21 protein-coding genes and 1 tRNA gene are annotated in these 22,723 nt (G+C 68.3%); 13 read left to right on the top strand and 9 right to left on the bottom strand.

Going from position 1 to position 22,723, the window contains the following annotated elements; translation table 11 throughout:
- Positions 1-64 precede the first annotated feature (64 nt).
- The 3 genes from guaB to D2K64_RS13980 all read right to left on the bottom strand — a co-directional run bounded on the left by guaB (position 65) and on the right by D2K64_RS13980 (position 3,505).
- Positions 65-1,588 (bottom strand): IMP dehydrogenase, encoded by a 1,524-nt coding sequence (gene guaB, locus D2K64_RS13970; protein WP_238384188.1) that lies wholly within the window; start codon positions 1,586-1,588, stop codon positions 65-67.
- Positions 1,589-1,713: 125 nt separating this feature from the next.
- Positions 1,714-2,403, bottom strand: coding sequence for an RlmE family RNA methyltransferase (locus tag D2K64_RS13975; protein ID WP_120008986.1), 690 nt, complete (start codon positions 2,401-2,403; stop codon positions 1,714-1,716).
- A 31-nt stretch (positions 2,404-2,434) separates the two neighbouring features.
- Positions 2,435-3,505, bottom strand: coding sequence for a Ppx/GppA phosphatase family protein (locus D2K64_RS13980; protein WP_120008987.1), 1,071 nt, complete (start codon positions 3,503-3,505; stop codon positions 2,435-2,437).
- 167 nt (positions 3,506-3,672) lie between these two features.
- Between D2K64_RS13980 and D2K64_RS13985 the strand changes: the two genes are divergently transcribed.
- From D2K64_RS13985 to D2K64_RS14025, 9 genes are all read left to right on the top strand, one after another.
- Positions 3,673-3,746: transfer RNA gene (locus D2K64_RS13985), tRNA-Gln, on the top strand.
- A 344-nt stretch (positions 3,747-4,090) separates the two neighbouring features.
- Positions 4,091-5,770 (top strand): peptide ABC transporter substrate-binding protein, encoded by a 1,680-nt coding sequence (locus D2K64_RS13990; protein WP_238384189.1) that lies wholly within the window; start codon positions 4,091-4,093, stop codon positions 5,768-5,770.
- Between the two features lie 13 nt (positions 5,771-5,783).
- A complete protein-coding gene (locus D2K64_RS13995) occupies positions 5,784-6,734 on the top strand; it encodes an ABC transporter permease (protein ID WP_120008988.1) in 951 nt (316 codons plus the stop codon).
- 10 nt (positions 6,735-6,744) lie between these two features.
- On the top strand, positions 6,745-7,653 hold the full coding sequence (locus tag D2K64_RS14000; RefSeq protein ID WP_120008989.1) for an ABC transporter permease: 909 nt from the start codon (positions 6,745-6,747) through the stop codon (positions 7,651-7,653).
- The gene (locus D2K64_RS14005) at positions 7,653-8,684 is read left to right on the top strand and encodes an ABC transporter ATP-binding protein (protein ID WP_120008990.1); all 1,032 of its coding nucleotides are present in this window, start codon (positions 7,653-7,655) and stop codon (positions 8,682-8,684) included. Before D2K64_RS14000 ends, D2K64_RS14005 begins: the two co-directional genes overlap by 1 nt.
- Positions 8,681-9,673 (top strand): ABC transporter ATP-binding protein, encoded by a 993-nt coding sequence (locus D2K64_RS14010; protein ID WP_120008991.1) that lies wholly within the window; start codon positions 8,681-8,683, stop codon positions 9,671-9,673. Before D2K64_RS14005 ends, D2K64_RS14010 begins: the two co-directional genes overlap by 4 nt.
- 35 nt (positions 9,674-9,708) lie before the next feature.
- Positions 9,709-11,043 (top strand): NAD(P)/FAD-dependent oxidoreductase, encoded by a 1,335-nt coding sequence (locus D2K64_RS14015; RefSeq protein ID WP_120008992.1) that lies wholly within the window; start codon positions 9,709-9,711, stop codon positions 11,041-11,043.
- A 328-nt stretch (positions 11,044-11,371) separates the two neighbouring features.
- Positions 11,372-11,866: a helix-turn-helix domain-containing protein gene (locus D2K64_RS14020; RefSeq protein WP_162306196.1), complete on the top strand. Its 495-nt coding sequence runs from the start codon at positions 11,372-11,374 to the stop codon at positions 11,864-11,866.
- A gap of 42 nt (positions 11,867-11,908) precedes the next feature.
- Positions 11,909-13,237 carry an NAD(P)/FAD-dependent oxidoreductase gene (locus D2K64_RS14025; RefSeq protein ID WP_120008993.1) on the top strand — a complete coding sequence of 443 codons (1,329 nt, stop codon included), beginning with the start codon at positions 11,909-11,911 and terminating at the stop codon, positions 13,235-13,237.
- Positions 13,238-13,248: 11 nt separating this feature from the next.
- On the opposite strand, the gene D2K64_RS14030 is transcribed toward D2K64_RS14025, so the two are convergent.
- On the bottom strand, positions 13,249-13,761 hold the full coding sequence (locus tag D2K64_RS14030) for an Lrp/AsnC family transcriptional regulator (protein ID WP_238384190.1): 513 nt from the start codon (positions 13,759-13,761) through the stop codon (positions 13,249-13,251).
- A gap of 58 nt (positions 13,762-13,819) precedes the next feature.
- Positions 13,820-14,683, bottom strand: coding sequence for a GNAT family N-acetyltransferase (locus tag D2K64_RS14035; RefSeq protein WP_120008994.1), 864 nt, complete (start codon positions 14,681-14,683; stop codon positions 13,820-13,822).
- A 469-nt stretch (positions 14,684-15,152) separates the two neighbouring features.
- Between D2K64_RS14035 and D2K64_RS24395 the strand changes: the two genes are divergently transcribed.
- Together D2K64_RS24395 and cysS are read left to right on the top strand one after the other, a co-directional pair.
- A complete protein-coding gene (locus D2K64_RS24395; protein ID WP_157985841.1) occupies positions 15,153-15,329 on the top strand; it encodes a hypothetical protein in 177 nt (58 codons plus the stop codon).
- 327 nt (positions 15,330-15,656) lie between these two features.
- The gene (gene cysS, locus D2K64_RS14040) at positions 15,657-17,087 is read left to right on the top strand and encodes a cysteine--tRNA ligase (RefSeq protein WP_120009029.1); all 1,431 of its coding nucleotides are present in this window, start codon (positions 15,657-15,659) and stop codon (positions 17,085-17,087) included.
- 1 nt (position 17,088) lies between these two features.
- Here the strand turns inward: cysS and D2K64_RS14045 are convergent, their stop codons facing one another.
- Positions 17,089-17,961 carry a protein-methionine-sulfoxide reductase heme-binding subunit MsrQ gene (locus D2K64_RS14045; RefSeq protein ID WP_120008995.1) on the bottom strand — a complete coding sequence of 291 codons (873 nt, stop codon included), beginning with the start codon at positions 17,959-17,961 and terminating at the stop codon, positions 17,089-17,091.
- 174 nt (positions 17,962-18,135) lie between these two features.
- Between D2K64_RS14045 and copM the strand changes: the two genes are divergently transcribed.
- Both copM and D2K64_RS14055 read left to right on the top strand, forming a co-directional pair.
- Entirely contained in the window at positions 18,136-18,498 is a 363-nt protein-coding gene (gene copM, locus D2K64_RS14050) for a CopM family metallochaperone (protein WP_120008996.1), read from the top strand.
- 76 nt (positions 18,499-18,574) lie between these two features.
- Positions 18,575-19,399, top strand: a complete 825-nt coding sequence (locus D2K64_RS14055) for an RNA methyltransferase (RefSeq protein ID WP_120008997.1) — start codon at positions 18,575-18,577, stop codon at positions 19,397-19,399.
- Between the two features lie 13 nt (positions 19,400-19,412).
- Here D2K64_RS14055 and D2K64_RS14060 read toward each other — a convergent pair whose 3' ends face one another.
- The 3 genes from D2K64_RS14060 to D2K64_RS14070 form a co-directional block, all read right to left on the bottom strand.
- A complete protein-coding gene (locus D2K64_RS14060; RefSeq protein ID WP_120008998.1) occupies positions 19,413-19,601 on the bottom strand; it encodes a hypothetical protein in 189 nt (62 codons plus the stop codon).
- A 14-nt stretch (positions 19,602-19,615) separates the two neighbouring features.
- Complete coding sequence (gorA, locus tag D2K64_RS14065) at positions 19,616-20,980, bottom strand: glutathione-disulfide reductase (RefSeq protein ID WP_120008999.1); 1,365 nt, start codon at positions 20,978-20,980, stop codon at positions 19,616-19,618.
- Positions 20,981-21,078: 98 nt separating this feature from the next.
- A complete protein-coding gene (locus D2K64_RS14070; RefSeq protein WP_120009000.1) occupies positions 21,079-22,557 on the bottom strand; it encodes an NAD-dependent succinate-semialdehyde dehydrogenase in 1,479 nt (492 codons plus the stop codon).
- Positions 22,558-22,723 lie beyond the last annotated feature (166 nt).

Here is a 22,723-nt window from a genome sequence, read left to right on the forward strand (position 1 = left end):
GAACCGCCCGGCCTTTTCCGCGGTCCATCGCGCTGCCGCTACGGGCGGCATTGCAGGTCGCGGATCAGCCGTCCTGGCGGTAATTCGGCGCCTCGCGGGTGATCGCCACGTCATGCACGTGCGATTCGCGCAGACCGGCACCGGTGATGCGGCGGAAGGTGCAGTTTTGCTGCATCTCGGCGATGGTGCCGTTGCCGGTATAGCCCATGGCCGATTTGAGCCCGCCAACGAGCTGGTGGATGACGTTGCCCACCGGCCCCTTGTAGCCGACGCGGCCCTCGATGCCCTCGGGGACGAACTTCAGGCTGTCCTGCACCTCGGCCTGGAAGTAGCGGTCGGCCGATCCGCGCGCCATGGCGCCGAGGCTGCCCATGCCGCGATAGGATTTGTAGGAACGGCCCTGGTACAGGAACACCTCGCCCGGCGCCTCGTCGGTGCCGGCGAACATGCTGCCCATCATCACCGTGTCGGCGCCGGCCGCGATTGCCTTGGCGATGTCGCCCGAGGAGCGAATGCCGCCATCGGCGATGGCCGGGATGCCCTTCTCATGCGCCGCGGCGGCGCTTTCCATCACCGCGGTCAATTGCGGCACGCCGACGCCGGCTACGATGCGCGTGGTGCAGATGGAGCCGGGACCGATGCCGATCTTCACCGCGTCGGCGCCGGCCTCGGCCAGGGCCATGGCGGCCTCGGGCGTGGCCACGTTGCCGGCGATCACCTGCACGCTGTTGGACAGGCGCTTGATGCGCTCCACGGATTTCATCACGCCGGCCGAGTGCCCGTGCGCGGTGTCCACCACAATCACGTCGACCTCCGCCTCCACCAGTAGCTCGGCACGGCGGATGCCGTCCTCGCCGGTGCCGGTGGCGGCGGCGGCGCGGAGCCGCCCCATCGCATCCTTGGCGGCGTTGGGATTGGCCTGGGCCTTGTCCATGTCCTTCACGGTGATCAGGCCGATGCAGCGATAGGCATCGTCCACCACCAGCAGCTTCTCGATGCGGTGCTTGTGCAGCAGCGACCGTGCCTTCTCCGGCGACACGTCCGCGGTCACCGTGACGAGGTTCTCGCGCGTCATCAGTTCGTAGACGCGGGTGTTGCGATCGGTGGCGAAGCGCACGTCCCGGTAGGTCAGGATGCCAACCAGGCGCTTGGAGCCGGCCTCCACCACCGGGATGCCGCTGATGCGGTGCGCGGCCATCAGCGCCTGCGCCTCGGCCAAGGTCTGGTCGGGATGAATGGTGACCGGGTTCACCACCATGCCGCTCTCGAACTTCTTCACTTGGCGCACCGCGGCGGCTTGGTCCTCGGCCGAAAGGTTCTTGTGGATCACGCCGATGCCGCCGGCCTGGGCCATGGCGATCGCCATGTTGCCCTCGGTCACCGTATCCATGGCGGCGGAGATCACCGGCATGTTCAGGGTGATCTCCCGCGTCAGCCGGGTGCGGGTGTCCGTCTGGTTCGGAAGGACTGTGGAAAAGGCCGGCACCAGCAGCACGTCGTCGAAGGCATAGGCCTCGGCGATCAGGGAACGGCGCGGCGCGGCGCCGCCATCAGCGGGGCCGTTGGTCTGGAACTGTTCGGATGCCATGGCGGGAGCCTTTCGCGGGAACTCTGGAGGCGCGGTCCGCAGCCTTGGCGCGTCCCCCTACCCCAGATTCGGGCCGAGCCGCAAGCGTCATGGCCATGACAGGAGCTCAGTCCTGCCCCGCCACCTCAGCTCCGATAAGCGTTCTCGCCGCGGAAGCCCTGCGCCACGACGTACATCTCGGCACTGTCCTTGCGGCTGGCGGGCGGCTTGGCATGGCGCACCGTGGCATAGTCGCGCTTCATCCGGTTCAGCAGATCCCGCTCCGTTCCGCCCTGGAACACCTTGGCGACGAACGCGCCACCCGGCGACAGCACCTGCCCCGCGAATTCCAGCGCCAGCTCAACCAAGCCCAGGATCCGCAGGTGATCGGTGGCATTGTGCCCGGTGGTGTTGGGCGCCATGTCCGACAACACCAGATCGGCCGGGCCGTCCAGCGCCTGCAGCACCGCCTGCTCCACCGCCTCGTCCTGGAAGTCGCCCTCCAACAGAGTCGCGCCGGCGATCACATCCATCGGCAGCAGGTCGAGCCCGACCACCTTGCCGCGATCCCCCGTCCGTTGCACCGCGACCTGCGTCCACCCCCCCGGCGCCGCGCCGAGGTCCACTACCCGCTGGCCCGGCCTGAACAGCCCGTATTTCTCGTCCAGTTCCAGGATCTTGAAGGCGGCGCGGGATCGCCAGCCCGCCGCCTTGGCGGCCCGGACATAGGGGTCGTTCAATTGGCGCTCCAGCCACTTCTGGCTGGCGGTGGTGCGGCCCTTGGCGGTCCGGAGTCGCGTGGTCAGGCCGCGGCCGGCCTCGTTGGGAGATTTCACGGTATCAAAATCCTTGCGGCGCGCCGCGTCGTCAATGTGCCGGATGAGCAGCCGGTCGGGGTGGCATTCCGCCGCGACGCGGCATTGCGCGATCCTGCCGCATCATGCGCAGTAGCATGCCTTCGCGCAGGCCACGATCGGCCACCGTCACGCAGGAGCAGGGCCAGACGCGGCGGATGGCGGCGTAGATGGCGCAGCCGGGCAACACGAAATCGGCCCGTTCCGGGCCAACGCAGGGGTGCTCACGTAGGCCTTCCCGGCCGAGATGGAACAGGTCGCGCAGCGCCTGATCAGCATCCTCGATCTGGAGCACACGCCCGTCGATCAGATTGCGCGAATACCGGGGCAGGTCCAGCGCCACCCCCGCCAGCGTCGTCACCGTGCCGCTGGTGCCCATCAGCCTGACCCCACCGGCGCAGATCTCGCGGCCGATGCTGTGCACCGCGTCGAAGCGCTGCAACTCGGCCGCGACCTCATCCACCACGCGGCCGAAGCCTTCCGGCGTGTAGCAGCACAAGCCGACGCGTTCTGCCAGGGTCACCACCCCCAGCGGCAGGGACACATAGCCGATCAGCTCGGCCTGCCCCTGGCCGAGGTGGCGGATCCAGGCGATCTCCGTGCTGCCGCCGCCGATGTCAAACAGCAGGGCCCGGCGATCCTGGCGCCGCAGCAGCGGGGCACAGGATTCCATCGCCAACTCGGCTTCTTCCCGCGCCGAGATGATGCGGATCGGCAGCCCGGTGACGGCCCGGGCCTCGGCAACGAAAGCGGGGCCGTTGACCGCCTGGCGGCAGGCTTCGGTTGCCACCGCGAAAACCTGCCGCAACGGGCGGCGCAGCAGCTTCTGCGCACAGGTTTCAAGCGCCAGGAGGGCGCGCTGCGCCGCCTCGGACGACAAGCGCCCGTGCTGGGCCAGCCCCTCCCCCAGGCGCACCACGCGGCTGTAACTGTCCAGCACCCGGAATCCGCCCCCAGGATGTGGCGTGCCGACCAGCAGGCGACAATTATTGGTGCCCAGGTCGATGGCCGCAAAGCCGCAACCGGCTGAGGTGGAAGCGCGGGGGCTGGCGGCGACGGCAGGGCGATATCTGGGTTCTGGCATGGCAAAAAGCTCGCCCGGGAGCGGCGAAGCAGTGCCACAACGGGTAAGGTCGTCCATGATCCGGCCAGGGCGGCCCAGGGGCAAGCGATTTCACGATGCCGGGTGAAATGCGTTCCGACCGGTCTTGCGCCCCTCTGTGCCCAGTGCTATTCGGCCGCCCACGCCGTTGGGGAATAGTTTAACGGTAGAACTCCCGACTCTGACTCGGGCAGTCTTGGTTCGAATCCAGGTTCCCCAGCCAGCGTTGCAGCATTTTGCAGTCTTCGATCGGTAGGCTCCCGCACGGAGCCACAGGTCACGATCCAGCTTGAATTCGGGCCAGTGCCTTGTTCGGGTGGGCTCCCATTCTGCCATGTTTCCAGGTGGGTTCGAGTGATAGCTCATCCACGCCATCCCTGCGGATCAGCCTCAGCCAACGTCAACGGTCTCGGTATCCTTCCGACCGTCCACTCCTGCCGTTGAGCTTTCCGGAACCGGGAAGCGGCCGGGAGGCGCAACGGCCTTTGGCGGGCGACAAAAACATCCTCGACGCAGGGCCTTGCGCCTCGGCAGGCTCCCGGTTCCCCGCGGAACTGGATCAGACGCATGACCGACGCCACAGGACCGAAGCTCCGCCCCTCGATGCCGCGCCTCGGCCGCCGCGACATGCTGGCGCTCGGCGGCGCGGCGCTGGCCGCATGGGGCGGCGCGGCAAGCAGCGCGGCCCGCGCCCAGGGTGCCAAGCCTGCCAAGCCGGCCGGCCAAGTCGTGATCGGCCTGTCGCAGGAGCCCACCGTCTTCAACCCGCTGATGCCCTCGATCGAGGTGGACCAGGGCATCGCGCTGAACGTGTTCAATCCGCTCTGGCTGGCCGATCCCGAGGCCAACCTGATGCCACAACTCGCCGTTGAAGTGCCGTCGGTGGAGAATGGCGGCATCAGCGAAGGCGGGCTGCTGTGGAAGGTCAAGCTGCGCGAGGGCGTGGTGTGGCACGACGGTGCGCCATTCACGGCCGAGGACGTCAAGTTCACTCTCGAGTTGATCAACACTTCCGGCTTCCGGGCGCGCACGCGCCAGGGCCATAGTCTGGTGCGCGACATCCAGGTCCTCGGGCCACACGAGATCTCCTGGCGCATGGAAAAGGCGTTCTCGCCTTATCTTTCGCTGTTGGCCGAAACCTTCATCGTGCCGAAGCACATCCTGTCCAAGGCGGAAGACCCGAACACCGCCCCGTTCAACAACGCACCCGTCGGAACCGGCCCGTTCCGCTGGGGTGAGAGGCGGCCGGGCGAGCACCTGACGCTGGTGGCCAATGAGCGCTACTTCGGCGAAGGTCCCTACCTCGAGCGCGCGGTGTTCAAATACATCCCGGACCTGACGGCGCTCTACACCCAGCTGCGCACCGGCCAGATCGACGCCACGGTGGGCGTCGGCATCCTCGCCAATTTCTACGAAGAAGCCCGCAAGAACCCGACCCTGCATGTGGTGACGGTGCCCAGCAATTCGCTGGAAGTGATCATGCCGAACCTTGGAATGCCGGCTTTGGCGGACAAGGCCGTGCGCCAGGCGCTGTACACCTCGATCAACAAGCAGGCGATCCTGGACACGATCTACTACGGCTTGCCGAAGCCCACGGAATCCATCACGCCGCAGCAGTACTGGGCCTACAACCCAGACCTGCCGAAGCAGGAATACGATCTCGCCAAGGCCAGCAAGCTGCTCGACGATGCGGGCTGGCGCCGGGCCGGGCGCGGCGTGCGGCAGAAGGATGGCGTGCGGCTGGAATTCACCGTCTCCACCACCAGCGGGAATGCGCTGCGCGAGCAGGTGCAGCAGCTGATGCAGCAGGACTGGCTGCAGATCGGTGCCTCGATGAAGATCAACAACATGCCGGCAGCGGTGATCTGGGGCGATTTCTACACGCGCTCCAAGTTCGAGACGCTGCTGGTGGGAACCAACTTCGTCACCGGCAACGACCCGGACATGTCGACGCGCTTCAACAGCGGCGCGATCCCGGTCAAGGGCGGCGCCGGCGGCAACTACATGCAGTACCAGAATGCCAAGGTGGATGAGCTGATGCTGGCCGCGCAAACCAGCTTCGACCGCGCCGAGCGCAAACGGCTGTATTCCGAAGTGCAGGTGATCCTGCGCGACGAACTGCCCGTGCTGCCGATCTTCCAATACGCCCCCGTGGAAGGCATCAAAAAGGGAATCAACGGCTTCCGGCCGAACATCAACTACAAATCCAACACCTGGAACATGCACACCTGGTCGTGGGCGGCATGAGCCGGCGGAGCCGATGAGCACCTACCTGCTCCGGCGCCTGTTCCAGGCGCTGGTTCTGCTGTTGATCGTTTCGGCGGTGGGCTTCTCCATCCTGCACCTCGCGCCCGGCGGTCCTTTGTCGCAATTTGCCGCCGGCGGCGAGATGACCCAGGCCGATCTTGACCGCATCGCGCGTGACATGGGCCTCGACCGGCCGCTGCCGGTGCAATACGCCGAATGGCTCTGGCACATGGCGCAGGGTGATTGGGGTCGCTCCTACCGCGACCAGCAGCCTGTGCTGCACATCATCGTGGCGCATCTGGGCGCCACGCTGGAGCTGATGCTGACCTCCACGCTGATTGCCATGGCGCTGGGCAGCTGGATCGGCATCCTCGGCGCGATGCGCCGCTACTCGCTCTTCGACTCCCTGGCGACGATCGGAGCCATGATCGCGGTGTCGATCCCGACCTTCTGGTTCGGACTCGTGGTGATCTGGCTGTTTTCCGTGACGCTGGGCTGGCTGCCGGCCGGCAACCGCTACACCGTCGGCGACGGCTCCTGGCTCAATCAGCTGCATCACCTGATCGCGCCATCCATGGTGCTGGCGCTGGTCAGCACGGCGGTCTGGAGCCGCTACATGCGGTCCTCCATGCTGGACGTCATCAACCAGGACTACATCCGCACCGCGCGCTCCAAGGGCATACCGGAACGGCGCATCCTGTTCCGTCACACCGTTCGCAACGCGCTGCTGCCGATGATCACCATCGCGGGACTGCAATTGCCGACCCTGCTGAGCGGTGCGCTGGTGACGGAAACCATCTTCACCTGGCCGGGCATGGGGCGGCTGTTCCTCGACAGCATCAATTATCGCGACTACCCCGTGGTAATGGGCATCCTGATGTTCACCGCCGTGCTGGTGCTGCTGGGCAGCCTGGTGGCCGATCTGCTGTACGGCCTGGCCGATCCGCGCATCCGGCTGGCGTGAAAGGCTCCTGATGATTCCCGCCCAAAATCCCGCCGCAGCCGCCGCGCCGGTTCTGCGCGCCGCGCCGCGCCGACGGCTGCGCAATCCCGCGCTGCGCCGCTTCTGCCGGCATCGCCTGGCGGTGTTCGGCGCCTGTGCCGTGACCTTGCTGACCCTGCTCTGCATCGCGGCTCCGCCGTTGCTGCCCTACAGCGACACCTTTATCGACATCCGCGCCCGCTTCACGCCGCCTGGCGGCAGCAGCGCCCATCTTCTGGGCACCGACCAGCTCGGCCGCGACATGCTGTCGCGGCTGCTGATGGCCGGCCGGATCTCGCTGGCCGTGGGCTTCTCCGCCATGCTGATCAGCATGGTGATCGGGGTCTGCGTCGGCCTGGTGGCAGGCTACTACCGGGGCGTCCTCGGCACCGTGCTGATGCGGTTCGTCGATGCCATGCTCTGCTTTCCCAGCATCTTCCTGTTGCTGGCCGTGTCGGCCTTCATCGAACCTTCGGTGTCCTCGATTATCCTGTTGATCGCCTGCACCTCCTGGATGGAGGTCGCCCGCATCGTGGAAGGCCAGATCCGTGCGCTGCGGGAACGCGACTTCACCCTGGCCGCGCACGCCATCGGCGCCGGTGATGCCCGCATCATGTTCCGCGAGCTGCTGCCCAATGCGGTGGCACCGATCGTCGTTGCCGCCACCCTGAATGTGGCGCACGCCATCCTGGCCGAATCCTACATCAGCTTCCTGGGCTACGGCATCCAGCCGCCGACGCCGAGTTGGGGCAACATGCTGGACAATGCTCAGACTTATCTTGAAAGCGCGCCCTGGCTGGCGATCCTGCCGGGTGCCATGATCGCGCTGGCGGTGACCTCCTTCAACTTCATCGGCGATGGCCTGCGGGACGCGCTGGACCCGCGCATGGAGGGACGCTGATGTTTCCTGCGCCCTCCGATGAGGTGCTGTCGGTGCGCAACCTCAGCATCGGCTTCCGCACTCCTGGCGGCATCCTGCCCGCCGTGCAGGATGTGTCGTTCAGCGTTCGACGCGGCGAGACCTTGGCCCTGGTGGGCGAATCCGGTTCCGGCAAAAGCATCACCAGCCTGGGTATCCTGCGCCTGACGCCGCCTGCGCCCTTCTGCCAAGTACGGGGCGAGGTGATCCTGCGAACGCCGGATGGCCGCGCGCACGACCTGCTGGCGCTGCCGGAGCCTGAGATGCGCTCCCTGCGCGGCGACGCCATGGCCATGGTGTTCCAGGAGCCGATGACCTCGCTCAACCCCGTACACACCATCGGCGAGCAGATCGCCGAGGCGGTGCGCTTCCATCGCGGCCTCGGCAAGCGCGCCGCCCTCGGGCGCGCGGCGGAATTGTTGGAGCTGGTCGGTATCCCGAACCCGCACCGCCGCCTGTCGAACTACCCGCACCAGCTGTCCGGCGGCATGCGGCAACGCGCCATGATCGCCATGGCCTTGTCCTGCGAGCCCTCGCTGCTGATCGCCGACGAGCCGACCACGGCGCTCGACGTGACGATCCAGGCGCAGATCCTGGAGCTGCTGCAGGAGCTGCAACAAAAGACCCGGATGGCGGTGATCTTCATCACTCACAATCTCGGCGTGGTGGCGGAGATCGCGGATCGCGTCATGGTCATGTATGCCGGTCGCGTGGTGGAGCAGGCGCCCGTGGTGCCGCTCTTCAAGGCGCCGCGCATGCCCTACACCCAGGGCCTGTTGCGCTCCGTGCCGCGGCTCGACTGGGCCGGCCGGCGCGGCGAGAAGCTGGCCGCCATCCCGGGCAATGTTCCCGACGCCCTCGCCCCTCCCTCCGGCTGCGCCTTCGCGCCCCGCTGCGAGCATCACCGCCCCGGCCTCTGCGACGCCGCCGTGCCGCCGCTGGAGGCGAGCGGCGCTGACCACGATGTGCGCTGCGTCCGATGGTCCGAGTTGCTGCCCGAGGCAGCGGCATGAGCGCGCTGCTTGAGGTCCGTGATCTTCAGCGCTGGTTCCCGGTGAAAGGCGGCATCCTGTCGGGCACCCGGGATCACGTGAAGGCGGTGGACGGCGTGTCCTTCGATGTCCGGCGCGGCGAGGTGCTGAGCCTCGTGGGCGAATCAGGCTCCGGCAAGAGCACCATCGGCCGCACGGTGCTGCGGCTCGACACGCCGACGGGCGGCCGCATCCGCTTCGACGGGCACGACATCACCGACCTGACCCGCGCCGGCATGCGACCCCTGCGGCCGCGCATGCAGCTGGTGTTCCAGGACCCTTATGCATCGCTCAACCCGCGTCACACGGTGGAGCAGATCATCGCGGCCCCGCTCGAGATCCACGGCGCGCGCATGAATGCCGCAGAACGGCGCCGCCGGGTGGAGGAAGCGCTCGCGCTGGTCGGATTGCTGCCGCAGCATGCCTCGCGCTATCCTCATGAGTTCTCCGGCGGTCAGCGGCAGCGCGTCGGCATCGCGCGCGCCTTGATCACCCGGCCGGATTTCCTGATCGCGGATGAGCCGGTGTCGGCGCTCGACGTGTCGATCCAGGCGCAGGTGGTGAATCTTCTGCTGGAGCTGCGCGAGCAGCTCGGCCTGACCATCCTGTTCATTGCCCATGACCTGGCGGTAGTCGGGCACATCTCGGACCGCATCGCCGTTCTGTATCTCGGCCGGTTGGTGGAGCTGGCGGAGACCCGCAGCCTGTTCACCCGGCCGCGGCACCCCTACACGGAGGCCCTGCTCTCCGCCGCCCCGATTCCCGATCCAACGCTGAAGCGCCAGCGCATCGTGTTGCAGGGCGACATCCCGAGCCCGCTGAACCCGCCTTCCGGCTGTTCCTTCCGCACCCGTTGCCGCTATGCCTTGCCCGCCTGTTCGGCGTCGCGCCCACCGCTGCGCGAGGTGGCACCGGGCCACTTCAAGGCCTGCATCCGCGACGACCTGGTGCTGGCGGCCGATGCCGCCTGACGCCCTCCTCCAGACACAAGAACCGAGCCCACAGCATGTCGCCTCCCGTTGAACGCGTCCTCAACGACCTTGATCTGCCGGAAGCGGTGGATGTGGTCATCATCGGTGCGGGGGTGGCCGGGATCGGCGCCGCCTATGCCCTGGCCCAGAAGGGCCGCAAGGTGGCGGTGGTGGAGAAGGGCATCGTCGCCGGCGAGCAATCGAGCCGCAACTGGGGCTGGTGCCGGGTGCAGAACCGCGATGAGCGCGAGATCCCGCTGGCGCTGTACAGCCGGGAACTCTGGGCCGGCATGTCCGAGGCCGTGGAGGCCGATACCGGCTTCCGCCGCAACGGGCTGGTCTACGTCACCCGGGACCCGGCGGAGCTGGCGCAATGGGAGGCCTGGGTCAACATGGCGCGCGGCTACCAGGCGCACAGCCGCATGCTGTCCGCCGAGGAAGCCCGGGCCATGACCCCCGGCAACAACGGGCAATGGATCGGCGGCGTGCATTCCCCGCATGACGGCCGGGCCGAGCCGTTCATCGCCGTTCCGGCGATTGCCAGCGCCGCGCGGCGCATGGGTGTCACCATCCACCAGAACTGCGCCGTGCGCGGCATGGAGACCACCGGCGGCGCCGTGTCGGCGGTGGTGACCGAGAAGGGCCGCATCCGCACCCAGGCCGTGCTGTGCGCGGCGGGCGCCTGGTCCTCCATGTTCTGCCGCCGGCACGGCATCGACCTGCCGCAATCCAGCGTGGTGTCGACCATCTTCACCACCACCGCGGCACCGGAAGTGACGGATGGCGGCGTCTACACTCCGGATGTGACGCTGACCCGCCGCCTTGACGGCGGCTACATCGTGGCGGCGCAGAGCCGCGTCCGGGCGGAGCTCACTCCGCAGGGGCTGCGCTACGCCCGCAAATTCTGGAAAACCTTCAAGTCGCGCCGCAAGAGCATCGATCTCGGCTTCATCGGTCGTTCCTTCTTCGACGGGCCGGAGGCGCTGCATGGCAAGTGGAGCTTCGACCGCCCGACCGTCTTTGAGCGGCATCGCGTGCTGGACCCCGCACCGAAGCGCAGCGTGGTGCAGCCGGGGCTGGAAGCGGTGGTGAAATCCTATCCTGGCCTGGCCGGCATCAAGATGGACCAGATCTGGGCGGGCTGGATCGACTCCACGCCGGATGCCGTGCCGGTCATCTCGGCAGTCGAAGGAACCGCCGGCTTCTTCATCGCCACCGGGTTCAGCGGCCATGGCTTCGGCATCGGTCCCGGCGCCGGGCGGCTCGCCGCGGACCTGATCACCGGCGACACCCCAGTGGTCGATCCCACCCCGTACCGCTGGTCGCGGCTGGTGGATGGAAGCCTGATCCAGAATCCCGGCATGATGTAGGCGCCCTGCCGGTCCGGGACGCGCAACAGAACTGCTGATCCGTTGCCTCCCGCGCAGCGGAGACTGCTTTCGCAGGCTTCCATTTCGGCGCCTTCTGCCGTTCTGACGCAGTTGGCCGCATGGCAGCTTCGCGGTGCGTGGACAGCACGGCCCGGCATTCTCCATACTGTCACCAAGGCATGGCTGTGCCCCCGATCGCTTGCAGGGCGTGACAAGGGGCACGGCGGCACAGTCCCGGTTCAACGGGCGAGCAGCGGAAACTGGATCCGCCCGGAGGTTGCCACGGTCACAGGGCTGGTCCGTTTTTCGGAACAGGAAGGGCGACGCCATGCCGCACATCTCATCCACCGTGATTGCCACACGGGCCGATCCGGCGCCGGCCTTCATGGACCCGGTTCGCCTGCCGCGGGTGAGCCCCAGGTCCGCCCCGCGGCTCCAGGGCGGACCATCGCCGGCGATCCGCCGCGTGGTCGCCTTCATGGAACTGCATTTCGCCGAGCGACTGACCTTGCCGCAACTGGCGGAGCGCTGTCAGCTCAGCATGCATCGCTTCGCCACCGTGTTCCGCCGTCAGGTCGGCATCCCGCCCCATCAATATCTCTGCCGCGTGCGGGCGCGCCACGCACGGCAGTTGCTGCACCAGGGGCTGTCTCCCGCCGAGGCCGCCGCGGCCGCGGGCTTCTTCGACCAGAGCCATCTTTCGCGGCACTTCCGCCGCCAGTTCGGCATCTCCCCCGCGCGCTTCGCTGCCGCCTGCCGCGCCGCGCAACCCCGTCGCACACCACCGCCGTCACGCCCGCATCCCGCCGGTCTGCCGGCTTGATGCCCGTCGTCTGCCCGGCCGATCAGGAACGCCCCCCCCCGCATGCCCGCCCTTGATCCCGTTCCAAGCGATCCGACCCTGCCGCAGCAGGTCGATGTGGTGGTGATCGGAGGCGGCATCATCGGCGTCATGGCCGCGCATGAACTGGCCCGCAAAGGCTTCACGGTGGCGGTGCTGGAGAAAGGCGCCGTAGGTGCCGAACAATCCAGCCGCAATTGGGGATGGTGCCGCGTGCATGGCCGCACCATCGGCGACCTGCCGCTGGCCACCGCCAGTCTGCGCCTCTGGAGCGGCTTGAACCGGCTGGTTGGCGCGGAAACCGGCTTCCGTCACACGGGCATGCTGGCGGTGCTGCATGACGAGCGCGAACTGGCCTTCTGGCATGAATGGTTCGAACAGGCCCGGCCGTTCCAGATGGATGGGCGGATCCTTTCGCGGGACGAACTCCGCCGCATGGTGCCGGCGGCGGAAACGGCATCCTGGGCAGCCGGCGTATTCTCGGCCTCCGATGGGCGCGCCGAGCCGGCACAAGCAGCGCCCGCGATCGCCGGCGCGGCGCGTGCCCTCGGCGTTTCGGTGCATCAGGGCTGTGCGGCACGCGGCCTCGACATCACCGCGGGCAGAGTAACCGGCGTGGTGACGGAGCACGGACGCATCCGCGCGGCGGCCGTGCTGTGCGCCGGAGGCGCCTGGACGGCCCTGTTCTGCCGCCGGCACGGCATTCGCCTGCCGCAGGCCGGGGTGTTCGCCACCGCTCTGCGCACCACCCCGGGTCCGAGTGTCATCGAAGGCGGCATCAATGATGGCCGCTATGCGCTGCGGCGGCGGGAGGATGGCGGCTACACCGTAGCGCTGGGCGGCGTCGGGCGTGTCGAGCTGACGCCGCAGAACCTCCGCTACGCCTGGGATTTCCTGCCGCTGTTCAGGGCGCGGCGCGGCAAGCTCTCGTTTGGAGTGGGCCATTCCTTTCTGCAGGGCCCGGAGGCCGCCGCCGGCTGGTCGATGGACGGCCCCTCACCCTTCGAGCGGATGCGGGTGCTGTCGCCCGCTCCGAGCGCGAAGCTGGTGAAACGTTCGATGCAGCACCTGCACGCGGATTTTCCGGTGTTGCGCGACCTGCGCGTTGCCGAGGCCTGGGGCGGGCTGATCGATTCCACGCCGGATGCACGGCCGGTGATCTCGCCCGTCCAATCCCTACCGGGATTTTTTTTGGCGACCGGCTTCAGCGGGCTGGGCTTCGGGCTAGGGCCGGCCGGCGGCAGGCTGGCGGCGGACCTGATCGCCAATGATACGCCGATCGTGGATCCGGCACCTTACCGGCACGCCCGCTTCACCGACGGGAGCCGCCCGCGGCCTTCAGCGCATATGTGAGGCGGCGCCGATCAACCGCGTGCCGGCTGCTCCTGTGAGGTCAGGAAACGCTCCAGCGGAAAATTCTGGTGGGCGAACACGGTTTTGATGACGACGTAGCTGAAGTATTTCTCGATGCCGATGTTCTGCGCCAGCAGCAGCTCGATGATCTCCTGGTACTGCTGGATGCCGCGCGTCATGAACTTCAGCAGGTAGTCATAGCCGCCGCTGACCAGGTGGCATTCCAGCACCTCCTCGACGGCGCGGATACGCGCCTCAAAGCGTTGGAAATCATGGCTTCGGTGATCGGCCAGCGTCACCTCGGTGAACACTGTCAGCACATCGCCCAGCTTGTGGAGCTGGATCTGCGCCCCGTAGCCGGCAATGTAGCCAGCCTTCTCCAGGCGCTTGACCCGCATCAGGCAGGGACTGGCGGACAGGCCCACCGCCTCTGCCAGTTCCACATTGGTGATGCGACCGCGGCGCTGCAACTGCGCCAGGATCCGCAGGTCGATGCGGTCGAGCTTGGGAAGTCCGTTCACCATGGGGCAGTCCGTGTCACGCCCAACAGCGTAGCCCCGGCGCCGCCTCGGTCAATGCGGATCAACCCAGGGCTTGGCTGCTCAGCCCGAAGCAATGAAGCCCGGCGGTCGGCGGCGCGGAACCGCGCCACATCGGAATGACGCCCTCGACCGGCACCAGACCGGATTCCTGCAGCCAGGACGAAAGCTTGCCATCCCCGACCAGGTCGATGCGCAGGAATTGCCCGCTGTGGCGGCCGATCCAGTAGACCATCAGGCTACGGGCCGCCGCTTCGTCCGGCGCCACCACCGGGCCGGCCACGTAGCCGCGCCCGAAGCGGCGCAACAGGCTGAAGCCCGCCGGCTCCTCGCCCCGCATCAGCACCACGCCTTCCGCCACCTCCAGCAACGACCACAGCAACGCGGCGCGGTCCAGCCCCGTGGCAGCCATATCGAGGCGCCGCAGCAGTGCCGCATCCCCGCGCCCCGCCGGCCGCAGCCGCTCTCCCTCCGCCAGCGGCACCAGCCCGACGCCGGATGCCGTGCCCTGGTGCTGCCAGACGCCACCACCATGAGGCACGAAGCCGAGGCTGGCATAAAGCGGCTGCCCGGCCGCGGTGGCATGAAGCTTCACGCTGGTGGTGGCGCCGAGTTGGTCGAGCATTGCCATCATGAGCCGGCGGCCGTGACCCTGACCCTGCGCCTCCGGAGCGACGATCACGTGGCCGAGCGTCGCGTGTTCCGCTCCGAAGCGCCACGCCATGATGGTGCCGACCACCCGCCCTGCTGCTTGCGCAACCAGACCCTCGCCGAGGCGCCAGCCGAAATGCCAGTCCTCCAGCCGATGCGGCCATCCCACGGCGCGGGACAGCGCCGCCGCCGCCTCGAGATCGTCTTCCCGCAATCGCCGCAATCCCGTCGTGGCGGCGGCATTCTGACCCGTCATCGATCGATCCCCCTGATGCTGGTTTCAGCGATACCGCAGCGCCAGAGATGATGTTGCTGATTGCGGGATGAGTTCGGCACGATCCGCCGCTGGCGCCGGATGCAACACACATCTTCCCGGTGGCGGTCTCCCGTCACGGATCGATATGCGAGCCCGCAGGGCCAACCCGGTTCCGTCTCCCCGGCCTTCCGTGCCCTCGGGCATGCGCTCCTGGGGCAAGATCCATCATCGATTCCCTCACTGTCCGGAAGCCCGAGGCGCGATTGTGGCAAACTCGCTCCTGTCATGGCAGGCGACTTTCAGATCGAACAACCCGACATTTCAGGGTGTTGAGGAATTTCCATGCGCCTCCCTCACGAAGGGATGAGGCAAAAATCGGGCGCAAATGTGTTTTCGTGCTGGCATTGGGGCCGAAATGTGGCACGCTCAGCCTCAGTTAAGGCATCAGCAAGCCGCCGAGGAGGGCATCATGTTCAAGCGGAAGACCACCCAGAGCGACATCGCCGCCGCCGCCGCGAAGACGAATGCGTCCCAGGATGCGGGCCGTCACGACGTGGCACGCCCGGAAACCGCCGAGATGCACAATGCCTGGAATTCCTGGGGCGAGCGCAACCCGCTGACGCTCGGTTCCTTCGGCCGCTGGTAATCGCCCCCAGCCACGGCCTTAGGGCCCTGGCTGTTGGCTTGGCACCGGCCGCAGCCTCCCAGATCCATTCCGGGTTCTGATCAGAACAAAGGCCCTGCCCCGTGCATGGGGCCTTTTCTGTTTGTGCGCCGCAATGCTTCGCGTTCCGGCATGCCTCCGCACAGCCGGATCCAACCTGTCCGGTTTTCTCAGCAGCACGGCCGATACCGGCACGCCGCCCGCGGTCCGTCCGGAAGTGGTTGACGTAGGTGGCCGATCTGGCACACCACCGCCGCTGTCCCGCGCCGGCAATCCCGCCCGGCCGGATGGCCCATGCAAGGCAGGATGATGACCGAACTGGCCTTCCACAACAGCGCCACGCGGCAACGGGACCTCTTTGTCCCGATCGACCCGCAGCATGTGCGCCTTTATGTGTGCGGGCCAACCGTTTACGACTTGGCGCATCTAGGCAATGCCCGGCCGGTGGTGGTGTTCGACGTGCTGGCCCGGCTGCTGCGCCGCCATTATCCGCGTGTCACCTATGTCCGCAACATCACGGACGTGGACGACAAGATCAACGCCCGCGCGCAGGAGAGTGGCGAGCCGATTGCCGCCATCACCGCGCGCACCACAGCCGATTTCCATGCCGACATGGCGGCGCTGAACTGCCTGCCGCCGGACGAGGAACCGCGCGCCACCGACAACATCGATCGCATGATCACGCTGATCGAACGGCTCATCGGGAACGGCCACGCCTACGCCGCCGATGGGCATGTTCTCTTCTCCGTCGGCAGCTACCGCGATTACGGCCGGCTGTCCGGCCGGTCCACTGACGAGATGCTGGCCGGCGCCCGGGTCGAGGTGGCGCCTTACAAGCGTGATCCGGGCGATTTCGTGCTGTGGAAGCCATCGGGCGATGATCTGCCGGGCTGGAACAGCCCTTGGGGGCGCGGGCGGCCCGGCTGGCACATCGAGTGCTCGGCGATGTCCTGGCGCTACCTGGGTCCTGAATTCGACATCCATGGCGGCGGGCACGACCTGCTGTTTCCGCACCACGAGAACGAACTGGCGCAATCCGTCTGCGCCTTTCCCGGCAGCAGCTTCGCCCGTTTCTGGATGCACAACGGCATGGTGCTGGTCAATGGCGAGAAGATGTCGAAGTCGCTCGGCAATTTCCTGACGCTGCGCGACCTGCTGGCCCATGGCTCCTGGGCCGGCGAGGCGTTCCGCCTGCTGCTGCTGAAGACCCATTATCGCGGCGCCATCGACTACACCGCGGAGCGCCTGGGGGAGGCACGCGGCGAACTCGATGATTTCTACGCCGTTCTGGCGCGCGACCTGCCCCAGCCGGAAGCGGACGACCCCCTGGTCGCCGAGATGGCCGAGTGGGCGCTGGAACCGCTGGGCGATGACCTCAACACGCCGCTGGCCATTGCCCGGCTGCGCGACCTGCGCACGCTGGAGAACGTCGCCACGGTGGGCGGCTCGGCCACCGCCGTGCTCAGCCGGGTGGGCCGCTCGTGGCAGCCGGATTCCGGCCAGGCGGCGGCGGCGCTGCGGCAGGCGGCGGGGGTGCTCGGCCTGCTGGAGACGGATCCGCGCAGCTGGCGTCAGGGGGGGCCGGATGACGGCGCGGCGGTGGAAGCCGCGATCGCCGCCCGGCTGGCCGCCCGGGCGGCCAGGAACTGGGCTGAGGCCGACCGCATCCGGGCGGAACTGGCCGCCCAGGGTATCGTGCTGGAGGACGGGCCGGGCGGCACCACCTGGCGCCGCGCCTGAGCTAGCCGGGTTGGCGGCGCAGCAGCGGCCGCGGCGCGCCGCCCCAGCGGCCCGCCAGCCCCAGCGCCGCCATGCCGAAGCCGGCCAAGCCGACCCACAGCGCCGGCCGCAAGCCGAAGGTCACGTCGAGATTGGCCTGCAACACGGGCCAGAACGGTATTCCCGTGGCCACCCCGTACCAGCCGGCCTCCAGCAGAGCCGTGCCGGCGGCTGCCAGGAAGGCCAGGGCCACCAGGCGGATCGGCGCCGGCGCGCCGCCCTTGGGAGCCAGCAGCCGATACCCCATCAGCCACAGGAACAGCCCGGCGGTCAGCATCGCCTCGGTCACGTCCAGCTTGGTCTGCAGCGTGAAATGTACCAGGGCGAGCACGGCAATGGCGTAGGCCACCCGGTGCAGGGCCTGCCAACGTCGGCCGCCGAGCCGTCGGACCCAGCCATCCGTCGAGGTGACACCCAGCACGACCAGCCCCAGCAGCGCCGCGAAGCCGATGGTGAGGTAGATCCGCAGCGCGATCTCGCTGATCACCTTCGCCAGATCCCATTTGAGGTCCACCGCGAAGAGCAGCAGGTGTATCAGCGCGTAGCTCAACGCGCCGAGCCCCAGCATCCGGCGAACCAGCAGGGCGCGCGGCCAGCGCAGCATCTGCCGCAGCGGCGTCACCAGCAGGGAGATCAGCAGGATCCGGATGGCCCAGAGCCCGGTCATGTGGATCGCCTCGGTCACCGGCCGGCTGCCGAGTTCACCCCGGGCCGCCCACAGCGCCAGCAACAGGGCTGGCAGACAGAGGGCCAGCAGCACCGCCAGCTTGAGGGGTGAGAAGTGATCCTGGCGATTGCGCCAGGGAGGACGCGCGATAGCGTTGCTGCGAGGCATGGCGGCTCCGGCTAGGGATTTCACTGCATCTGGGGCATGATGACACCGTTGCCAGGGCCATTTCTGTGACCGAGCGTTTCGGCGCTTGCCATGCTACGGGGCAACCCTGCCAATCCGTGCCGGGCCGCGCCTGGGAGGCGTGGGACCCTGGAACATCAGACTGAAGGCTAGATCATGACACACTGCTTCCGCCGCCTGACCCTGGCGCCGGTCCTGTTTCTGGCGCTGTCGGGCGCGGCCTCCGCCCAGCATGCCGGACATGGCGCCGCCGCCGCGACACCCTCCGGCCCCGCGGTGGTCGAGATGCAGGCCGCCACCCAGCGGATGCACGCCGCGATGGACATCCCCCTGAGCGGCGATCCCGACCGCGATTTCGCCGCCGCCATGATCCCGCACCACCAGGGCGCCATCGAGATGGCCCGCATTCAGCTTCAGCACGGCCGGGATCCCGTGTTGCGGGCCATGGCGGAGGAGATCATCGGCGCGCAGCAGAAGGAGATCGCCGTGCTGCAGAACTACCTCGCGCAACGCCGCTGAGCCGGCCCCTTTCCTGCCACGGCCCGGGCGGCTATCCGGGGGCACATTTCGACCCCCGCCCGAGGATTGCCTGCCCATGACCGGCCGCGATGGTGGCGCCGACCTGAAGCCCCTGCCCGGCGAAAGCCCGATCGTCGTGCTGGTGCGCCCGCAACTGGCCGAGAACATCGGCACCGCCGCGCGCGCCATGGCCAATGGCGGGCTGTTCCACCTGCGGCTGGTGGCGCCGCGCGATGGCTGGCCGTTGGAGCGGGCCTGGCACGCCTCCTCCGGCGCGGACCGCATCCTGGACGCCGCCACCGTGCATGACACGGTGGCCGATGCGGTGGCCGATTGCCACCGCGTCTTTGCCACCTGCCCGCGCCCGCGCCACATCGTCACGCCGCTGCGCACCGCCCGCGCCGCGGCCGAGGATCTGGTGGAGATCTGCCGCGCCCGCGGGCTCCGCTCCGCCATTCTGTTCGGGCCCGAGCGCGCCGGCCTCGAGAACGACGACATGGCGCATGCCGACACGCTGGTGCGCTACCCGCTGAACCCCGACCACATGTCGCTGAACCTGGCCCAGGCCGTGATGATCCTGGCCTATGAGTGGTGGAACGCTGCCGAGGACAGGACGCCGCCGCGGCAGCTGATAACCAACGAGACGCATGTGGCGACCAAGGGCGAGCTGGAAGGCTTCCTGAAGCGGCTGACGGCCGAACTGGACGCCTGCGGCTTTCTCGACAACCTGCCGAAGCGGCCGGGCATGGTGCGCAACCTCCGCCACTGGTTCCAGCGGGGCGAGGTGACGGAACAGGAGCTGCGCACCCTGCATGGCGTGGTGACCGAGTTGTCGCGCGGCCGCATGCGCCGTGGCCGGCCGGAACCCGAGGACCCGCCGCTTCCCTGGCAGCAGGGTTGATCCCGGGACGGTTCTAGGAACCGAGCCGGCGCATCGGCACCTTCTCGGTCCGCAGCGCCTCGGGCCAGCCGATCGTGCGCTCGAACACCACGAGGCCGACGGACAGGATCAGCGCTCCCAGCATCACCCATGCCACCCGGCGGTTGGGCGGATTCCGCACCAGCCGCGACAGGAAGACACTGAGGCGGAGCAGCGGTCCCACCGGGCGGACACTTCCTACCCGCCGATGCGCCGCGTCACGGTGCGCAGCGTGACGAACTCCTCGGCGGCCGTCGGGTGGATGCCGATGGTGTTGTCGAAATCCTCCTTGGTGGCTCCGGCGACGATGGCGACCGCGATGCCCTGCATGATTTCCGCGGCATCCTCGCCCAGCATGTGCGCGCCGAGCACCCGTCGGGTGCGGGTCGAAACCACCAGCTTCATGAGGGTCTTGCGCGGCTGCCGGCTGATGGTGTGCCGCATCGGCGTGAAGCGGGCGGAATAGATCTCCACCGGCCCTTCCTGCGCCGCGGCCTCCTCGGTCAGTCCCACCATGGCGGCGGGAGGCGAGGTGAAGATCGCGGTTGGCACGTTCAGGAAGCTCACAAGCCGCGGCTTGTTGCCGAACAGCGTGTCCGCGAGGGCGTGGCCCACCGCCGTCGCCACCGGCGTCAGGTTCAGCTGATCGGTCACGTCACCCAGCGCGAAGATGTGCGGCTGCTCCGTGGCCTGCTGCACCGTGACCGGCACGCAGCCGGATTGGCCGGGCGTGATGCCGGCGCGGTCCAGACCCAGCCCTTCGGTGTGCGGCACGCGCCCGGTGGCGAAGATCACCTGGCCCGCCGGCAGCGTCTTGCCGGAGCCGGTGGTGAGCGCCACGCCCCCTTCGGCACGATCCAGCCGGGCCAGGGTTTCGCCAGGATGCAGGCGGATCCCCTGGTTGAGCAGCGCCTCGGCCATCACCTCCCGCAGCTCGTTGTCCATGCCGCGCAGCGGCAGGGACTGGCGGTACACCAGATCGACCTCGGCACCCAGGCCGCGCAGCAGGCAGGCGAATTCCAGCGCGATGTAGCCGCTGCCGATCACGGTGATCTGGCGCGGCAGTTCCTGCAGCGTGAACAGGTCGTCGGACACCAGCCCCAGTTCGCAGCCGGGGATCTCGGGACGGATCGGGCGTCCACCCACGGCGATGACGATGCGCTCGGCGGTGATGCGCCGCCCGCCGACATCCAGGGTGTGCGGGTCGGTAAAGGTGGCGCGGGCGTTGAACGCCGTTGCGCCGGCATTGCCCAGCAGCCGGTCATAGATGCCGGACAGGCGCCGCACCTCGGCGTCGCGGGCGGCGACCAGCGCCGGCCAGTCATGGGTTCCGGCCTGCATCCCGGTCCAGCCGAAGGCCGGCGCCTCCCGCGCCCATTGGCCGTATTCGGCGGCCTGCACCATGATCTTCTTCGGCACACAGCCGACATTGACGCAGGTGCCGCCCCAGAAGCGCTCCTCGGCGACGCCGACCCGGGCGCCGTGGCCGGCGGAGATCCGGGCACAGCGCACGCCGCCGGAGCCGCCGCCGATGACGAAGAGGTCGAAGTCGTACTGGCTCATCGGGCGGGCGTCCCCCTGCTGCTGCATCCGGTGCGGGCAAGAAGGGCCGGCGGCGGCCTGACGTCAAGCCGCCGCCGGCGTGCCATGTGCCCGGACGCTCAGCCGCCGATGCCGCCCAGGGCCAGGTACTTGGTTTCCAGGTATTCCTCGATTCCGTGCGAGCTGCCCTCGCGGCCCAGCCCCGACTGCTTGAACCCGCCGAACGGCGCTTCTGCCGTGGAGATGATGCCTTCGTTGATGCCGATGATGCCGTATTCCAGTGCCTCGGCGACGCGGAAGATGCGCCCGACATCGCGCGAATAGAAATAGGCGGCGAGGCCGAACTCGGTGTCGTTGGCCAGGCGGATCGCCTCCTCCTCCGTCTTGAAGCGGAACAGCGGCGCAACCGGTCCGAAGGTTTCCTCGCGGAAGATCACGGCGTTATGCGGCACGTTGGCCAGCACGGTCGGCTGGAAGAAGTTGCCGCCCTTGTCGTGCGGCTTGCCGCCGGTGACGACGCTGGCTCCCTTGGACAGCGCATCGGCGATGTGCGCCTCCACCTTCTTCACCGCGTCGGCATTGATCAGGGGCCCCTGAGTGACGCCGTCCTCCATGCCATTGCCGACCTTGAGGCCTTCGACGGCGGCCTTCAGCTTCTGGCTGAAGGCCTCATACACGCCCTCCTGAACCAGGACGCGATTGGCGCAGACGCAGGTCTGTCCGGTGTTGCGGTACTTCGACGCCATGGCGCCCTTCACCGCCTCGTCCAGGTCGGCATCGTCGAACACGATGAAGGGGGCGTTGCCGCCCAGCTCCATGGAGGTCTTCTTGATGGTTTCGGCGCACTGCGCCAGCAGCACCCGTCCCACCTCGGTGGAGCCGGTGAAGGACAGCTTGCGGACCAGCGGATTGCCGGTCAGCTCCTTGCCGGTGCCGGAGGACGGGCCGGTGATCACGTTGCACACGCCCCTGGGCATGCCGGCGCGCTCGGCCAGCACGCCGATAGCCAGGGCCGAGAACGGTGTCTGCGAGGCCGGGCGGATCACCCCGGTGCAGCCCGCGGCCCAGCCCGGGCCGGCCTTACGGGTGATCATGGCGGCCGGGAAGTTCCACGGCGTGATGGCGGCGAACACGCCGACCGGCTCCTTGGTGACCAGGATGCGACGGCCCTTGGCGTTCTGCGGGATGGTCTCGCCGTTCACCCGGCGGGCTTCCTCGGCGAACCATTCGATGAAGGACGCGGCGTAGGCCACCTCACCCTTCGCTTCCGCCAGCGGCTTGCCCTGCTCGGCGGTCATGATGGCGGCCAGATCCTCGGTGTTGGCCAGCATCAGCGCCGCCAGCTTCTTCAGGATGGCGGCCCGCTCGCCGGCCAGCATCCCGCGCCATGCCGGCCAGGCCGCGTTGGCGGCCTCGATGGCGCGGCGCGTCTCCGCCTGCCCCATGGCGGGGATCGAGCCCACCAGATCGCCGGTGGCGGGGTTGCGCACCTCCAGCGTCTTGCCGCTATCGGCCTGCACCCATTCCCCATTGATCAGGTTGGCCTGCCGCAGCAGGTCGGGGTCCTTGAGCGGCAGCTTGGCAACGGTATCGAGCATGGTGGCACCTCTTCCCTGATCCGGCGCGTCTTGGCGCCCGCGCTTCTGGCCGGGAAAGACTAGGCCCGGTGGGCGGCACTGTCAGCCCGGGCCGCGCGCGATTATCGGCGATGCTGCGCAACAGGTATCCGCCTACCGGCGTTTCAGACAGAGACGCGGCCATAAA

This window comes from Teichococcus vastitatis, assembly GCF_003604215.1.
Lineage (GTDB): Bacteria > Pseudomonadota > Alphaproteobacteria > Acetobacterales > Acetobacteraceae > Pseudoroseomonas > Pseudoroseomonas vastitatis.

Coding starts and splice junctions, on each gene's coding strand:
- guaB (WP_238384188.1), bottom strand. CDS start 1,588: ATGGCATCCGAACAGTTCCAGACCAACGGCCCCGCTGATGGCGGCGCC.
- D2K64_RS13980 (WP_120008987.1), bottom strand. CDS start 3,505: ATGCCAGAACCCAGATATCGCCCTGCCGTCGCCGCCAGCCCCCGCGCT.
- D2K64_RS13990 (WP_238384189.1), top strand. CDS start 4,091: ATGACCGACGCCACAGGACCGAAGCTCCGCCCCTCGATGCCGCGCCTC.
- D2K64_RS13995 (WP_120008988.1), top strand. CDS start 5,784: ATGAGCACCTACCTGCTCCGGCGCCTGTTCCAGGCGCTGGTTCTGCTG.
- D2K64_RS14000 (WP_120008989.1), top strand. CDS start 6,745: ATGATTCCCGCCCAAAATCCCGCCGCAGCCGCCGCGCCGGTTCTGCGC.
- D2K64_RS14005 (WP_120008990.1), top strand. CDS start 7,653: ATGTTTCCTGCGCCCTCCGATGAGGTGCTGTCGGTGCGCAACCTCAGC.
- D2K64_RS14010 (WP_120008991.1), top strand. CDS start 8,681: ATGAGCGCGCTGCTTGAGGTCCGTGATCTTCAGCGCTGGTTCCCGGTG.
- D2K64_RS14015 (WP_120008992.1), top strand. CDS start 9,709: ATGTCGCCTCCCGTTGAACGCGTCCTCAACGACCTTGATCTGCCGGAA.
- D2K64_RS14020 (WP_162306196.1), top strand. CDS start 11,372: ATGCCGCACATCTCATCCACCGTGATTGCCACACGGGCCGATCCGGCG.
- D2K64_RS14025 (WP_120008993.1), top strand. CDS start 11,909: ATGCCCGCCCTTGATCCCGTTCCAAGCGATCCGACCCTGCCGCAGCAG.
- D2K64_RS14030 (WP_238384190.1), bottom strand. CDS start 13,761: ATGGTGAACGGACTTCCCAAGCTCGACCGCATCGACCTGCGGATCCTG.
- D2K64_RS14035 (WP_120008994.1), bottom strand. CDS start 14,683: ATGACGGGTCAGAATGCCGCCGCCACGACGGGATTGCGGCGATTGCGG.
- D2K64_RS24395 (WP_157985841.1), top strand. CDS start 15,153: ATGTTCAAGCGGAAGACCACCCAGAGCGACATCGCCGCCGCCGCCGCG.
- cysS (WP_120009029.1), top strand. CDS start 15,657: ATGACCGAACTGGCCTTCCACAACAGCGCCACGCGGCAACGGGACCTC.
- D2K64_RS14045 (WP_120008995.1), bottom strand. CDS start 17,961: ATGCCTCGCAGCAACGCTATCGCGCGTCCTCCCTGGCGCAATCGCCAG.
- copM (WP_120008996.1), top strand. CDS start 18,136: ATGACACACTGCTTCCGCCGCCTGACCCTGGCGCCGGTCCTGTTTCTG.
- D2K64_RS14055 (WP_120008997.1), top strand. CDS start 18,575: ATGACCGGCCGCGATGGTGGCGCCGACCTGAAGCCCCTGCCCGGCGAA.
- gorA (WP_120008999.1), bottom strand. CDS start 20,980: ATGAGCCAGTACGACTTCGACCTCTTCGTCATCGGCGGCGGCTCCGGC.
- D2K64_RS14070 (WP_120009000.1), bottom strand. CDS start 22,557: ATGCTCGATACCGTTGCCAAGCTGCCGCTCAAGGACCCCGACCTGCTG.